The 15,267-nt window shown below is 50.4% G+C and carries 13 protein-coding genes; 8 read left to right on the top strand and 5 right to left on the bottom strand.

Features of this window, described 5'->3' with window-relative positions; genetic code table 11:
* Positions 1–8 precede the first annotated feature (8 nt).
* From yfcF to yfcD, 3 genes are read left to right on the top strand one after another with little or no spacing between them, the layout of a single operon-like run.
* Positions 9–653 carry a glutathione transferase gene (gene yfcF / locus KXD89_RS07040; protein ID WP_000042442.1) on the top strand — a complete coding sequence of 215 codons (645 nt, stop codon included), beginning with the start codon at positions 9–11 and terminating at the stop codon, positions 651–653.
* Positions 654–708: 55 nt separating this feature from the next.
* Positions 709–1,260 carry a phosphodiesterase gene (gene yfcE / locus KXD89_RS07045; protein WP_000772452.1) on the top strand — a complete coding sequence of 184 codons (552 nt, stop codon included), beginning with the start codon at positions 709–711 and terminating at the stop codon, positions 1,258–1,260.
* 57 nt (positions 1,261–1,317) lie between these two features.
* Positions 1,318–1,860 (top strand): NUDIX hydrolase YfcD, encoded by a 543-nt coding sequence (gene yfcD / locus KXD89_RS07050; protein ID WP_000437935.1) that lies wholly within the window; start codon positions 1,318–1,320, stop codon positions 1,858–1,860.
* A 32-nt stretch (positions 1,861–1,892) separates the two neighbouring features.
* Here yfcD and yfcC read toward each other — a convergent pair whose 3' ends face one another.
* The 3 genes from yfcC to ackA form a co-directional block, all read right to left on the bottom strand.
* A complete protein-coding gene (gene yfcC, locus KXD89_RS07055; RefSeq protein ID WP_001274493.1) occupies positions 1,893–3,413 on the bottom strand; it encodes a putative basic amino acid antiporter YfcC in 1,521 nt (506 codons plus the stop codon).
* Positions 3,414–3,602: 189 nt separating this feature from the next.
* Positions 3,603–5,747 (bottom strand): phosphate acetyltransferase, encoded by a 2,145-nt coding sequence (gene pta / locus KXD89_RS07060; protein ID WP_000086722.1) that lies wholly within the window; start codon positions 5,745–5,747, stop codon positions 3,603–3,605.
* 74 nt (positions 5,748–5,821) lie between these two features.
* Positions 5,822–7,024: an acetate kinase gene (gene ackA / locus KXD89_RS07065; protein WP_000095707.1), complete on the bottom strand. Its 1,203-nt coding sequence runs from the start codon at positions 7,022–7,024 to the stop codon at positions 5,822–5,824.
* Positions 7,025–7,361: 337 nt separating this feature from the next.
* Between ackA and yfbV the strand changes: the two genes are divergently transcribed.
* From yfbV to KXD89_RS07085, 4 genes are all read left to right on the top strand, one after another.
* A complete protein-coding gene (gene yfbV / locus KXD89_RS07070; RefSeq protein ID WP_000106627.1) occupies positions 7,362–7,817 on the top strand; it encodes a terminus macrodomain insulation protein YfbV in 456 nt (151 codons plus the stop codon).
* Positions 7,818–7,899: 82 nt separating this feature from the next.
* Positions 7,900–8,394 (top strand): YfbU family protein, encoded by a 495-nt coding sequence (locus KXD89_RS07075; protein WP_000426124.1) that lies wholly within the window; start codon positions 7,900–7,902, stop codon positions 8,392–8,394.
* 10 nt (positions 8,395–8,404) lie between these two features.
* A complete protein-coding gene (gene hxpA / locus KXD89_RS07080; RefSeq protein ID WP_001203392.1) occupies positions 8,405–9,055 on the top strand; it encodes a hexitol phosphatase HxpA in 651 nt (216 codons plus the stop codon).
* Positions 9,056–9,141: 86 nt separating this feature from the next.
* Positions 9,142–10,974 carry an SLC13 family permease gene (locus KXD89_RS07085; RefSeq protein ID WP_001012899.1) on the top strand — a complete coding sequence of 611 codons (1,833 nt, stop codon included), beginning with the start codon at positions 9,142–9,144 and terminating at the stop codon, positions 10,972–10,974.
* A gap of 58 nt (positions 10,975–11,032) precedes the next feature.
* On the opposite strand, the gene yfbR is transcribed toward KXD89_RS07085, so the two are convergent.
* Positions 11,033–11,632 (bottom strand): 5'-deoxynucleotidase, encoded by a 600-nt coding sequence (yfbR, locus tag KXD89_RS07090; protein ID WP_000813859.1) that lies wholly within the window; start codon positions 11,630–11,632, stop codon positions 11,033–11,035.
* An 83-nt stretch (positions 11,633–11,715) separates the two neighbouring features.
* Entirely contained in the window at positions 11,716–12,933 is a 1,218-nt protein-coding gene (alaA, locus tag KXD89_RS07095; protein ID WP_000074527.1) for an alanine transaminase AlaA, read from the bottom strand.
* A gap of 919 nt (positions 12,934–13,852) precedes the next feature.
* Here alaA and lrhA point away from each other — a divergent pair.
* A complete protein-coding gene (gene lrhA, locus KXD89_RS07100) occupies positions 13,853–14,791 on the top strand; it encodes a transcriptional regulator LrhA (RefSeq protein WP_000622280.1) in 939 nt (312 codons plus the stop codon).
* Positions 14,792–15,267 lie beyond the last annotated feature (476 nt).

Here is a 15,267-nt window from a genome sequence, read left to right on the forward strand (position 1 = left end):
AGGACATAATGAGTAAACCCGCTATCACGCTTTGGTCAGATGCCCACTTTTTCTCCCCTTATGTGTTATCCGCCTGGGTGGCGTTGCAGGAAAAAGGCCTGTCGTTTCATATCAAGACCATCGACCTCGACAGCGGTGAACATTTGCAGCCGACGTGGCAAGGTTACGGTCAGACACGCCGTGTGCCGTTATTACAAATCGATGATTTTGAGTTGAGTGAATCTTCTGCCATTGCGGAGTATCTGGAAGATCGATTTGCGCCACCGACCTGGGAACGTATTTATCCGCTTGATTTAGAAAATCGTGCGCGTGCACGACAGATTCAGGCCTGGCTGCGCAGCGATCTGATGCCCATCCGCGAAGAGCGTCCGACGGATGTTGTCTTTGCGGGGGCGAAAAAAGCGCCACTAACGGCCGAGGGAAAAGCCAGTGCAGAGAAACTGTTCGCGATGGCAGAACATTTGTTAGTACTGGGTCAGCCGAATTTATTTGGTGAATGGTGCATTGCTGATACTGATCTGGCGCTAATGATTAACCGCCTGGTACTACATGGCGATGAGGTGCCAGAACGCCTGGTGGATTATGCAACATTCCAGTGGCAGCGAGCGTCTGTCCAGCGTTTTATTGCACTTTCGGCGAAGCAATCTGGCTGATAGCAACGACAGAATCCAGTATCATAGCTTACGTTTTTTCGACGAGGAGTGAGTGATGAAACTGATGTTTGCATCGGACATTCATGGGTCGTTACCGGCGACGGAACGTGTTCTGGAGTTGTTTGCCCAAAGCGGTGCCCAGTGGCTGGTGATCCTTGGCGACGTGTTGAATCACGGCCCGCGTAATGCTTTACCGGAGGGTTACGCGCCAGCCAAAGTCGCTGAACGGCTTAATGAAGTGGCACATAAGGTTATCGCTGTGCGCGGCAACTGCGACAGCGAAGTGGATCAAATGCTGCTGCATTTCCCGATAACCGCGCCGTGGCAACAGGTATTACTGGAAAAACAACGTCTGTTTTTGACGCATGGTCATCTTTTTGGCCCGGAAAATCTGCCTGCTTTAAACCAGAACGATGTGCTGGTGTACGGTCATACCCATCTGCCAGTGGCAGAACAGCGGGGGGAGATTTTCCACTTCAACCCCGGCTCGGTGAGTATTCCGAAAGGCGGTAATCCGGCGAGTTATGGCATGCTGGATAATGACGTACTTAGTGTAATCGCACTCAATGATCAAAGTATCATTGCGCAGGTCGCGATTAATCCGTAATTTACCCACAACTCAAAATGCGCCGTAAGAGCGCCAGAAAAAGAAGGTTTCCTGATAATGGAACAGCGTCGTTTGGCAAGTACTGAATGGGTGGATATTGTCAATGAAGAGAACGAAGTCATTGCACAAGCCAGCCGGGAACAAATGCGGGCACAGTGTCTGCGTCATCGTGCAACTTACATCGTCGTGCATGATGGCATGGGCAAAATTCTGGTCCAGCGTCGTACCGAGACAAAAGACTTTTTACCCGGCATGTTAGATGCGACCGCAGGCGGTGTAGTCCAGGCCGATGAGCAACTGCTGGAATCCGCGCGTCGCGAAGCGGAAGAAGAGTTGGGCATTGCCGGTGTCCCCTTTGCCGAGCACGGGCAGTTCTATTTCGAAGATAAAAATTGCCGTGTCTGGGGCGCATTGTTCAGCTGCGTCTCTCACGGTCCCTTCGCACTACAGGAAGATGAAGTCAGTGAAGTTTGCTGGCTGACGCCGGAAGAAATCACCGCACGCTGCGATGAGTTCACTCCAGACTCGCTGAAAGCGCTAGCGTTGTGGATGAAGCGCAATGCCAAAAATGAAGCCGTAGAGACTGAAACGGCAGAATGAAAAAAGAGCCGCAATTGCGGCTCTTAACATTTTTAGTGGTAGCCCATCAACTGAGCGCCGATCACTACGACGCTGGACATAATAAACAGCAGTCCAAGTAGGGTCGCGCCCACCTTCAGCCAGTTACGGAAGTCCACCCTGCACACACCGAGCGTTGCCATTAACGACGCTGAGGTTGGGTAAATGATGTGACTGAAGCCATCACCAAACTGGAACGCCAGCACGGTAACCTGACGGTTAACACCGACCAGATCGCCAAGCGGTGCCAGTAACGGCATGGTTAACGCCGCCTGACCAGAACCGGACGTCACGAAGAAATTAAATACCGCCTGGAAGAGCAACATAAACCAGGCCGCGACCGCGTTGTCCAGACCGCTAATGGCATTGGCAATGCTGTTGAGGATGGTATTTAACACGCTGGCATCACCCGCTTCACCATTACCGACCAGCAGCAAAATCCCTTTGGCGAAACCCACCAGCAGGGCAGGGGCGATCATCATTCGCGCCCCTTCGGTAAAGGATGAAGCCATGGTATTAACCGTCATGCCGTTAAGGCGGAAAACAACGCCGATGATGCCAATCACCAGACCCATGGTGAAGAACTGGCTGGCAATTTCTGGAATAAACCAGGCATTAACGATCACGCCCCAAATCACCCAGACCATTACGGCGGTCAGGACAATCAATACCAGCCAGTCACCAAAGGTAAACGGACGTTGTTCAACATCAGCCTGCTTTTCACGAAAGAAGCGGTCGGACTCATGCACGCGTGACAGAAGAGGATTCTTTTTCACTCGTGAGGCGTACACCATGGTAAAGATCAGGCCAATCAGAGTGGCGATAACCCACACCACGATGCGCAACCCGGAGCCAGAAAGCACCGGAACGCCGGCAATCCCCTGAGCAACGACCACACAAAACGGGTTCATCCACGAACTGGCAAAACCGATTTGCGTGGCAATATAGGTCACCAGGACGGTGGTAATACTGTCATAGCCCAGCCGGACCATTAGCGGTGCGATGATAATGGCAAAGGCGACGGCCTCTTCTCCCATACCAAATACCGCGCCGCCAAGTGAAAACAGAATAAACAGCGCAGGAATAAAGAGAATTTCATTCCCGCGGGTATGGCGAATAAGCGCCAGGATACCGTTATCAATGGTTCCTGTACGCATCACAATGCCAAACGCGCCGCCAATCACCAGCATAAACATGATGATGCCAACGGCTGTCCCGTATTTCGATCCTGAGGTTAATCCTTCAAACGGGAAGTTCATCAGGCCCGGGCGTTCATCGCCCGTCGTGAACAGCTGTACGCGGTGATACTCAGGTTCGCCTGCTTCGTTAGTCAGAATGCGAAATGAGTGTGGATCTACGACTTTGCGTGTTTTTGTTTGACCATCAACCTGATACTGCACTTCCTGACTGTCAAACATCCCCACCGGAACTACCCAGGTGGCAAGGCTGGTTAAAATAGCAACAAAAAAGATAATCACCAACGTATCGGGCATTGCCCATCTTCTTGTTGGTTTGGATTCAGTGATTGCGGACATAGCGCAAATATTCCCTTGCACAAAACAAAGTGGTAAGTATGCAAAGTGGGATGGCGCAATTCATTGATGCAGCGCAGTTAAGCAAGATAATCAGAAAGGATTAATGCAAATTAAGAGAATAAAAAACCGGAAATAGTGATTATTTCCGGTTCAGATATCCGCAGCGCAAAGCTGCGGATGATGACGAGATTACTGCTGCTGTGCAGACTGAATCGCAGTCAGCGCGATGGTGTAGACGATATCGTCAACCAGTGCGCCACGGGACAGGTCGTTAACCGGCTTGCGCATACCCTGCAGCATCGGCCCGATGGAGATCAGGTCGGCAGAACGCTGTACCGCTTTGTAGGTGGTGTTACCGGTGTTCAGATCCGGGAAGATGAACACGGTAGCGCGACCTGCAACCGGAGAGTTCGGCGCTTTGGATTTCGCAACGTCAGCCATTACCGCAGCGTCGTACTGCAGCGGACCGTCGATCATCAGGTCAGGACGTTTTTCCTGCGCCAGACGAGTTGCTTCGCGAACTTTTTCTACGTCGCTACCTGCACCAGAAGTACCGGTGGAGTAGGAGAGCATAGCAACGCGCGGTTCGATACCGAAGGCCGCAGCGGAATCAGCGGACTGAATCGCGATTTCTGCCAGCTGTTCAGCGGTCGGATCCGGGTTGATCGCACAGTCACCGTAAACGTAAACCTGTTCCGGCAGCAGCATGAAGAACACGGAAGATACCAGGGAGCTGCCCGGTGCAGTTTTGATCAGCTGCAGCGGCGGACGGATGGTGTTTGCGGTAGTGTGAACAGCACCGGAAACCAGACCATCAACTTCATCCTGTTCCAGCATCAGCGTACCGAGCACCACGTTGTCTTCCAGCTGTTCGCGGGCAACGGTTTCGGTCATGCCTTTGTTCTTACGCAGTTCGACCAGACGACCAACATAGCTTTCGCGAACCACTTCTGGATCAACGATTTCAATCCCTGCACCCAGTTCTACACCCTGAGACGCTGCAACACGGTTGATCTCTGCCGGATTACCCAGCAGTACGCAAGTTGCGATACCACGTTCAGCACAGATAGCGGCTGCTTTAACGGTACGCGGTTCGTCACCTTCCGGCAGTACGATACGTTTGCCCGCTTTGCGCGCAAGTTCAGTCAGCTGATAACGGAACGCAGGCGGAGACAGACGACGGCTGCGCTCAGAAGTGGCAGTCAGAGATTCGATCCAGTCAGCGTTGATGTAGTTAGCAACGTATTCCTGAACTTTCTCGATACGTTCGTGATCGTCAACCGGAACTTCCAGGTTGAAGCTCTGCAGGCTCAGAGAGGTCTGCCAGGTGTTGGTGTTCACCATAAATACCGGCAGGCCGGTAGCGAAAGCACGTTCGCACAGTTTAGAAATGCGCGCGTCCATTTCGTAACCGCCAGTCAGCAGCAGGGCACCGATTTCTACGCCGTTCATGGCTGCCAGGCAAGCGGCCACCAGCACGTCAGGACGGTCTGCGGAAGTCACCAGCAGAGAACCGGCACGGAAGTGCTCCAGCATGTGCGGAATGCTGCGTGCGCAGAAAGTGACGGATTTAACGCGGCGAGTATTGATGTCGCCTTCGTTGATGATGGTCGCATTCAGGTGGCGAGCCATATCGATCGCACGAGTCGCGATCAGGTCAAAGCTCCACGGCACAGCGCCGAGAACCGGCAGCGGGCTGGATTCTTGCAGCTTCGCCGGATCAACATTGTTTACTTTAGCTTTGGAAGAGTCGTCGAAAATCTCGGACAGATCCGGGCGAGTACGACCCTGTTCATCAACCGGTGCGTTCAGTTTGTTAACGATAACGCCGGTGATGTTGGTGTTTTTGGCACCGCCGAAGCTGTTGCGGGTCAGTTCGATACGCTCTTTCAGCTGTTCCGGGGTGTCAGTGCCCTGAGACATAACGAAGACGATTTCCGCATTCAGCGTTTTAGCGATTTCGTAGTTCAGAGACTGGGCAAACTGGTGCTTACGTGTCGGGACCAGACCTTCAACCAGAACGACTTCAGCGTCTTTGGTGTTAGCGTGGTAGTTTGCGACGATCTCTTCCATCAGCACATCTTTCTGATTGCTGGAAAGCAGACCTTCAACGTAGCTCATTTTCAGCGGTTCAGCGGCCGTCGTGGTGGAAGAGTTCGCACGCACGATAGTCGTAGTCTGATCGGGCGCATCGCCACCGGTACGCGGCTGAGCGATAGGTTTGAAAACGCTCAGACGAACGCCTTTGCGTTCCATTGCACGGATCACGCCAAGGCTGACGCTGGTCAGACCGACGCTGGTTCCGGTAGGGATCAGCATAATAATACGGGACACGGTTTATCCTCTTTCGTTACCGCCGATTTGGCGGGTTACAAAACAGCACCGCCAGCTGAGCTGGCGGTGTGAAATCAGGCAGTCAGGCGGCTCGCGTCTTGCGCGATAACCAGTTCTTCGTTGGTTGGGATAACCACCGCAGGACGGGTACCTTCTTTGTTGATGAAACCAGATTTGCCGAAACGTGCAGCCAGGTTGCGTTCATGATCAACTTCAAAGCCCAGCACGCCCAGTTTGCCCAGAGACAGTTCACGAACCATTGCGGCATTTTCACCGATACCACCAGTGAATACAACAGCGTCCAGACGACCATCCATCAGCGCAGTGTAGGCACCGATGTATTTCGCCAGGCGGTGGCAGTAAACGTCCATTGCGCGCTTCGCGTCTTCTTTCGTCGCGTAGTTGTCTTCAACATAGCGGCAGTCGCTGGTCACTTCGGTCAGACCCAGCAGGCCAGACTCTTTGGTCAGCAGTTTGTTGATTGCGTCAACGCTCATGCCCAGGGTGTCGTGCAGGTGGAAGATGATCGCCGGATCGATATCACCAGAACGGGTACCCATGACCAGACCTTCCAGCGGGGTCAGGCCCATAGAGGTGTCAACGCATTTACCGTTGCGGATAGCAGAAACGGAACCACCGTTGCCCAGGTGGCAGGTGATGATGTTCAGTTCTTCTACCGGTTTGTTCAGCATTTTTGCCGCTTCCTGGGTTACATAGAAGTGGCTGGTGCCGTGCGCGCCGTAACGACGGATGCCGTGCTCTTTGTACAGGTTGTAAGGCAGGGCGTAGAGGTAAGACTCTTCCGGCATAGTCTGGTGGAACGCGGTGTCAAATACAGCAACGTTTTTGTCTTTCAGCTGTGGGAAAGATTTCAGAGCTTCTTCGATACCGATCAGGTGAGCCGGGTTGTGCAGCGGTGCAAAAGAAGCTGCATCTTTGATACCCTGAATAACAGACTCATCGATCACTACGGAGCTGGTATACTTTTCGCCGCCGTGTACGATACGGTGACCGATAGCAGTCAGCTGCGCAGACAGTTCTGGTTTTTGTGCCAGAATAGTATTAACGATAAAGTTGAGCGCTTCGCTGTGAGCGGCGCCTGCACCTAAAGCCGCTTCCTGTTTATTGCCGTCCATTTTCCATTTGATACGTGCTTCGGGCAGGTGGAAACATTCGGCTAAACCAGAAAGGTACTCTTCACCATTTACTGCATCGATGATGGCAAATTTCAGTGAAGAACTACCGCAGTTCAGAACCAGTACTAACTTACTCGACATGGAAGTACCTATAATTGATACGTGGCTAAAAAAACGTCAGGGAGCCATAGAGCGTAGCGCATGATGACACCGACATTTATGATTAACATCATGCACTGCAAATTTTTTTTGCATGATGGAAGAAATATCTTGAGTCTATGCCATTTTGCGTAATTTTCAGCCAATGGCATAATGTATATGAATTTGACGACTCAATGAATATGTACTACTTAGGCCTTCAGGCTGCTAAAGGATACCTGATAGTGGGTATGGAAGACAAAATGTTTTGAACGTTGTCCCGCTGAGTTGTGAATTTGCACAAATTTTTGAATCTTTATATGTGAAGTTGAGGTGAAGCATGTCAACGCCGGATAATCGTTCTGTTAATTTTTTTAGCTTGTTTCGCCGGGGACAGCATTACTCAAAGACGTGGCCGCTGGAAAAACGCCTTGCCCCGGTCTTTGTCGAAAATCGCGTTATCAAGATGACGCGTTATGCGATCCGTTTTATGCCGCCGATCGCCGTATTTACTCTCTGCTGGCAGATTGCCCTGGGCGGTCAGCTTGGGCCGGCAGTTGCCACTGCCCTGTTCGCCTTAAGTTTACCCATGCAGGGATTGTGGTGGCTGGGCAAGCGTTCTGTCACGCCATTACCCCCTGCAATCCTTAACTGGTTTTATGAAGTTCGCGGTAAATTGCAGGAGTCTGGACAGGTGTTGGCACCCGTTGAAGGCAAGCCTGATTACCAGGCATTAGCTGACACGCTTAAGCGCGCCTTCAAACAACTGGATAAAACTTTCCTTGATGATTTGTAATTGACCCCTGATTACGCATATAAAAGAAGGCATACTCAGCCTTCTTTTTTTTCACCGTAGTAGAGTGATACAGGAGTCAACAATGGAAATGACCAACGCGCAACGTCTTATTTTGTCTAATCAGTACAAGATGATGACTATGCTCGATCCGGCAAATGCTGAACGTTACCGTCGCCTGCAAACAATTATTGAGCGTGGTTACGGATTACAGATGCGTGAATTGGATCGCGAGTTTGGCGAGCTGAAAGAAGAAACCTGCCGCACTATCATCGACATTATGGAGATGTATCATGCGTTGCATGTTTCCTGGTCTAATTTGCAGGACCAGCAATCCATCGATGAACGTCGTGTCACCTTCCTCGGCTTTGACGCCGCCACTGAAGCACGTTACCTCGGTTATGTCCGCTTTATGGTTAATGTGGAAGGGCGCTATACCCATTTTGACGCCGGAACTCACGGTTTTAACGCCCAGACGCCAATGTGGGAAAAATATCAGCGCATGCTTAATGTGTGGCATGCCTGCCCGCGTCAGTACCATTTGAGCGCCAACGAAATTAATCAAATTATCAATGCCTGAGGAGGCCCGCGTGCGGTGCAAAGGTTTTCTGTTTGATCTTGATGGAACGCTGGTGGATTCCCTGCCTGCGGTAGAACGGGCGTGGAGCAACTGGGCCAGACGTCATGGGTTAGCGCCGGAAGAGGTGCTGGCTTTCATTCACGGTAAACAGGCGATCACCTCTCTGCGCCATTTTATGGCGGGCAAATCCGAGGCTGATATTGCCGCCGAGTTTACGCGTCTGGAGCACATCGAGGCCACGGAAACCGAAGGTATTACCGCGCTTCCGGGGGCAATCGCCTTACTCAGTCATTTGAATAAAGCAGGTATTCCGTGGGCCATTGTGACTTCTGGCTCCATGCCGGTAGCGCGAGCGCGCCATAAAATAGCTGGGCTTCCCGCACCAGAGGTGTTTGTAACCGCTGAGCGAGTGAAGCGCGGAAAACCAGAACCTGATGCGTATCTGTTAGGCGCGCAGCTGCTGGGGCTTGCGCCGCAGGAGTGTGTGGTGGTGGAAGATGCTCCCGCTGGCGTGCTTTCTGGCCTGGCGGCGGGTTGTCATGTCATTGCGGTTAACGCTCCGGCAGATACCCCGCGCCTGAATGAGGTCGATTTGGTCCTCCACAGTCTGGAGCAAATTACTGTGACCAAACAGCCAAATGGCGATGTTATTATTCAGTGAAACACCTGATCATGATTTAGCCCCGTCTCGTCGGGGCTTTTTTATGGCAGAATCAAGTCATCCCCCTCAATTAACAAGGATAAGTTGTGAACGGTGAATTGATTTGGGTTCTTTCATTACTGGCCGTTGCCATCGTCTTGTTTGCGACGGGCAGAGTGCGTATGGATGCGGTCGCTTTGTTTGTTATTGTCGCGTTTGCATTAAGCGGAACGCTGACAGTCCCAGAAGTATTTTCCGGCTTTTCTGATCCTAACGTTGTCCTGATTGCCGCCTTGTTTATTATTGGCGATGGTTTGGTCCGTACCGGTGTTGCCACCGTAATGGGAACATGGCTGGTCAAAGTTGCGGGCAATAGTGAAATCAAAATGTTGGTTTTGTTGATGCTGACCGTCGCGGGGCTTGGCGCGTTTATGAGTTCAACCGGCGTTGTCGCTATCTTTATTCCCGTGGTGTTAAGCGTTGCCATGCGTATGCAAACGTCGCCGTCACGTCTGATGATGCCGTTAAGTTTTGCCGGGCTGATTAGCGGCATGATGACGCTGGTGGCGACGCCGCCGAACCTGGTAGTCAACAGTGAATTGCTGCGTGAAGGCTATCACGGCTTCAGTTTCTTTAGCGTAACACCTATTGGCCTGGTCGTGCTGGTGCTGGGTATTTTGTATATGTTAGTGATGCGTTTCATGCTGAAAGGGGATACCCAGACCCCGCAGCGCGAAGGCTGGACGCGTCGAACCTTTCGCGATCTTATCCGTGAATATCGACTGACCGGGCGTGCGCGACGTCTGGCTATTCGCCCCGGATCGCCAATGATTGGTCAACGGCTGGATGATCTCAAATTACGTGAGCGTTATGGCGCTAACGTCATCGGTGTTGAACGCTGGCGGCGTTTTCGTCGCGTTATCGTGAACGTTAATGGGGTTTCTGAATTTCGCGCGCGTGACGTTTTGCTTATTGATATGTCTGCGGCTGATGTCGATCTCCGGCAATTTTGTAGTGAGCAATTGCTGGAGCCGATGGTACTGCGCGGCGAGTATTTTTCTGACCAGGCCCTTGATGTGGGCATGGCAGAGATTTCATTAATTCCTGAGTCAGAACTGATTGGTAAATCGGTGCGCGAAATTGGTTTTCGTACCCGCTACGGACTGAATGTGGTGGGGCTAAAGCGCAATGGCGTGGCGCTGGAAGGTTCGCTGGCGGATGAGCCTCTGCTGCTGGGCGATATCATCCTGGTTGTGGGTAACTGGAAACTGATCGGTATGCTGGCCAAACAGGGCCGCGACTTCGTAGCGCTGAACTTACCGGAAGAGGTGAGTGAAGCATCACCCGCGCACAGCCAGGCACCCCATGCCATTTTCTGTCTGGTGCTAATGGTGGCGTTAATGCTGACAGATGAAATTCCTAATCCTGTTGCCGCTATCATCGCCTGCCTGCTGATGGGGAAATTCCGCTGTATAGATGCTGAAAGCGCCTATAAATCCATTCACTGGCCGAGCATTATTTTGATCGTTGGGATGATGCCGTTTGCTGTGGCATTACAGAAAACGGGAGGTGTCGCGCTGGCGGTGAAAGGGCTGATGGACATTGGCGGTGGTTACGGGCCACATATGATGCTGGGGTGTTTGTTTGTCTTGTCGGCGGTTATTGGGCTATTTATCTCTAATACCGCGACGGCGGTGTTGATGGCTCCGATTGCGCTGGCTGCTGCCAAAACGATGGGGGTGTCGCCTTATCCATTCGCGATGGTCGTGGCGATGGCAGCATCCGCCGCCTTTATGACACCGGTTTCTTCACCTGTTAACACACTGGTTTTAGGTCCGGGAAATTACAGCTTCAGTGACTTTGTGAAGTTGGGGGTACCGTTCACCATTATCGTGATGGCGGTTTGTGTGGTGATGATCCCGATGCTGTTTCCGTTTTGACAAGAGCCTGATGTCGCATCCGGCGCTTATTGCCTGATGCGACGCAGACTCCGGCTGCTTACAGCGGTGAATCCTGGCTAATCTCATCGAGCGAAAGATGGAAGCTGGGAACAAATATTTCCATGAAGTAGTCCATCTCCTGGCTGCGACGCGCTTCAAGCGTCGCTTCCAGTCGCGTTTTTGCCAGCAAGAATTCATTATTTCCGGCCGCGAGTTCTTCCAGACATTTCAGATATGCACACAGTGCATCTGCCTGTTTCACCAGCGATTTTTCTTCATCGCTATATGCATGCTCGTCAATTAACGGCGCAAAGATATCCCGCAGCTCTTCCGGAACCATATCGACCAGTTTTTGCTGAGCGATTTTTTCAATAGCCTTGTACTCCTGAGCGATTTGCGAATTGAAGTATTTCACCGGAGTAGGGAGATCGCCGGTGAGCACTTCTGAGGCATCGTGGTACATCGCCAGTAAAGCGATACGTTCGGCGTTGACATTACCGCCAAATTTTCGATTTTTGATAGCTGCCAGCGCATGGGCGACCATCGCTACCTGCAAACTGTGTTCGGACACATTTTCCGTCCGCACGTTGCGCATGAGCGGCCAGCGGTTAATGAGTTTCAGGCGGGAGAGATGGGCAAAAAAATGGCTCTGTTTCATAGTGACCTTACGTATGATGACATCATCAGGTCATTGTGGCGGGATAACGCTGCCGGATGCAATCTCCGGCAGTGAAATTAAGATTACAGCTGATGATAACCAGAAAGGAAACGCGCGAACTTGCTCAAAGACAGCTCGATATCATCGACACGCGGTAGCGTGACAATGCGGAAGTGATCCGGCCACGGCCAGTTGAATGCCGTCCCTTGCACCAACAGAACTTTTTCCTGCAACAGGAAATCCAACACCATTTTCTGATCGTCGTGAATGTTAAAGCGTTTGGCGTCGATTTTCGGGAACATATACAGCGCACCACGAGGTTTCACGCAGGAAACGCCCGGAATATCGTTGATCAGTTCCCACGCGCGGTTACGCTGCTCATAAAGACGACCGCCAGGGGTAATAAATTCACTGATGCTCTGATAACCACCTAGCGCGGTCTGAATGGCGTGTTGCGCAGGAACGTTAGCACACAGGCGCATTGAAGCCAGCATTTCCAGACCTTCGATGTAGCCTTTGGCGTGTTTTTTCGGCCCGTTCAACACCATCCACCCCTGACGGAAGCCTGCAACGCGGTACGTTTTCGACAGTCCGTTAAAGGTAATGGTCAGCAGGTCAGGTGCCAGCGGCGCAATTGAGTGATGCTCAGCGTCGTCGTAGAGAATTTTGTCATAAATTTCATCGGCGAAGATAATGAGATTATGCTGACGTGCAATCTCCACAATCTCCATTAAAAGCTCTTTGGAATATACCGCGCCGGTTGGGTTATTTGGGTTGATAATAACGATCCCACGCGTACGAGGCGTAATTTTAGCGCGAATATCATCGAGGTCCGGGAACCAGTCAGAGGATTCATCGCAAAGATAATGCACCGCTTTACCGCTGGAAAGCGAAACCGCCGCGGTCCAGAGTGGGTAATCTGGTGCAGGAACCAACATTTCGTCCCCGCTGTTCAGCAATGCCTGCATTGCCTGAACGATAAGCTCCGATACACCATTGCCGATGTAAATATCTTCCACGGTAACATCACGCATGCCACGAGCCTGGTAGTGCTGCATGATGGCTTTACGCGCGGAGTAAAGACCTTTGGAATCGCAATACCCTTGAGCGGTAGGCAGGTTGCGTATCACGTCAACGAGGATTTCATCTGGCGCGTCAAAACCGAACGGGGCTGGGTTGCCGATGTTCAGTTTCAGTACCTTGTTACCTTCTTCTTCCAGGCGTTTTGCTTCTTTCAGCACCGGACCACGGATGTCATAACAGACATTCTCTAATTTGCTGGATTTTTCAATGGGGGACATGAATCTTGACCTTTTTTGCTGTTATCGCCACTCCCTGCCGTGGAAGTCAGCTTAGAACAATGTACTCCCCCAGGACGGTGTTTTGAAGGTCTGCAGAATAAGATTTTGCCAGAGGGGAAGGCTCGATTGTGCTGTTAATAACTTAATAATGACAAAATAATGAGGTGTATATGCTTTACATGCAATGTTATATAGTGAATTGTTCTGATTCTTAATTGTAAGTCTGGTTTTTTTATCTGTAAGATAATTGTGTGAAAATGCCTCATTTAAGAATTCACTAATGAAACGCGATGATGATATTTCCTCATTACGGAGAGTTTAACTGCGTGATGATTTCCGAGGTGTCGCAATGGGGGCAAGGTGTGAAACTATTGTTAAGCGGAATTAATGAATGAGGATGATGCTAATTAATTATTATTTAATATTCAAAAAGGTTTTGATGTGCTTATTAATAATAGAAGATTACTTTGCCTAACATAACATAACTTTGCATCAGATAATTCGCAATGACCCTTATAAATAAAAGGTTTTTGGGGTAAAATGCTCGGATAAATGACGGATCCCTGCTCTTGATGCCGCCTCACCATTGCTGTTGGTACGTGTTCGCGTATGACCAGCGATGCTGCACGAGAGTGGAACAAGGACTCACATTTACATTTATACAAACACGCGCATGTCATAAATAGAAAAGAGTGAGTAACTTAATAGATATGCGATCCCTGAAGATATATTCTGTGATCTACTTCAGGCATTATAACGGAACAATGTGAGTCGCTTTTTTAGTGCAACTCATATGCATTTTTACTTTCGTCCGGGTTCCGGATGAAACTGCCAGGGAGGCACATTACAAATGGAATTGCTTGTTTGTGTGTGCACAGCATTAACCAGCTCAGTATGAGCCGCCAGTAAGTGATAATATATGATAAGTGCAAATCGTCCGATAATTAACCTCGACCTCGATCTGCTGAGAACATTTGTTGCTGTTGCCGATCTGAACACTTTTGCTGCCGCAGCTGCCGCTGTGTGTCGTACTCAGTCCGCCGTAAGTCAGCAAATGCAGCGTCTGGAACAACTCGTTGGGAAAGAACTGTTCGCTCGTCACGGTCGCAACAAACTGTTAACTGAACATGGCATTCAACTTCTTGGTTACGCCAGGAAAATCCTGCGTTTTAATGATGAGGCCTGCTCATCATTAATGTTCAGTAATCTTCAGGGCGTATTAACTATCGGTGCTTCAGATGAATCTGCCGATACGATCTTACCTTTCCTGTTAAATCGCGTGAGTTCGGTTTATCCGAAATTAGCGCTGGATGTCCGCGTTAAACGTAATGCCTATATGGCAGAAATGCTGGAATCCCAGGAAGTGGATTTGATGGTAACCACCCATCGTCCTTCAGCGTTTAAGGCATTGAACCTGCGTACCTCGCCAACACACTGGTACTGCGCAGCGGAATACATATTGCAAAAAGGCGAGCCGATCCCTCTTGTATTGCTGGATGATCCTAGCCCGTTTCGCGATATGGTGCTGGCGACGCTTAATAAAGCAGATATTCCATGGCGACTGGCTTATGTCGCCTCGACGCTTCCGGCCGTTCGTGCGGCAGTGAAAGCCGGTCTTGGCGTGACGGCAAGGCCGGTTGAGATGATGAGCCCGGACCTGCGTGTGCTGAGTGGAGTAGATGGCTTACCGCCGCTACCTGATACCGAATATTTGCTGTGCTATGATCCGTCCAGTAATAATGAGCTGGCCCAGGTGATCTATCAGGCGATGGAGAGCTACCATAATCCGTGGCAATACAGCCCAATGTCTGCTCCGGAAGGGGATGATTCATTGTTGATTGAAAGGGATATCGAGTAATCGACGGACGATAGATAATTCCTGAGACAATAGTGTAAAAAACGAGCCGCTGGGGGTGTTTTAAACCCCAGCGGCTTTTTTTTAGTAAAAATCCTTCATCGCATAGTGCAGAACGTACAAAACTGTTCATTTTTCAACCACCAGAGATTCACGTCCCGAACGCACAAATAATCGCCTGAAAAAAATCACCTGCTACAATGATGTTAAAAAATACGTAAATTTGTTGCTGCGTTTTTGTTATGGAATGACAAAAGCGTGTCACAGATCAAGAAAATACTCTCTTTTGGGGGGAGGAATCGACACAAATTCCTGTCAAAATAGACCCGTATTTTTTCCATTGCTTCACAACGGACACGATTCAACAACATCTAATTATCCTGGAGTCGTCAAGGATCTGGGGTGAAAGGGCATTAAATGCTAATGGTGTTGATATTATGTAAACTAATGTGAAGAAACTTTTGTTAAAGTTGACAAAA

The sequence above is a fragment of the Escherichia sp. TC-EC600-tetX4 genome (assembly GCF_019356055.1).
In the GTDB taxonomy this organism is placed as follows: domain Bacteria; phylum Pseudomonadota; class Gammaproteobacteria; order Enterobacterales; family Enterobacteriaceae.